At 37.6% G+C, this 245-nt stretch carries 2 pseudogenes; one reads left to right on the top strand and one right to left on the bottom strand.

Annotated features, from left to right (window positions below):
• Positions 1-129 (bottom strand): annotated as a pseudogene (locus IDG65_RS14625) (orotidine-5'-phosphate decarboxylase); the annotation flags it as partial.
• Here IDG65_RS14625 and IDG65_RS14630 point away from each other — a divergent pair.
• Positions 121-245, top strand: a pseudogene (locus IDG65_RS14630) (orotidine-5'-phosphate decarboxylase); the annotation flags it as partial. The pseudogenes IDG65_RS14625 and IDG65_RS14630 overlap by 9 nt on opposite strands.

The raw sequence follows: 245 nt of genomic DNA on the forward strand, positions 1-245 counted from the left end.
TGCATTTGCTAACTTGGCATAATTTAAAACGGCCTCTTCAATCGATGTTTGTATATTTTGTTCGTGTCGTAACATATCTTCTGTTGTTGACGTAAGCTGTGTTACTGCAATAATTTTTGTATGTTGACTGAAAAGTTAGGTACATCATTTTTAAAAGTAACACCAGGTATTAGACCTAAAGGTGCATCTCAAGATGACCAACACCGTATTACGACACCGGAAGAAGCAAGACAGCTTGGTTCGAC

The sequence above is a fragment of the Staphylococcus sp. EG-SA-17 genome (assembly GCF_017151845.1).
GTDB lineage: Bacteria > Bacillota > Bacilli > Staphylococcales > Staphylococcaceae > Staphylococcus > Staphylococcus aureus.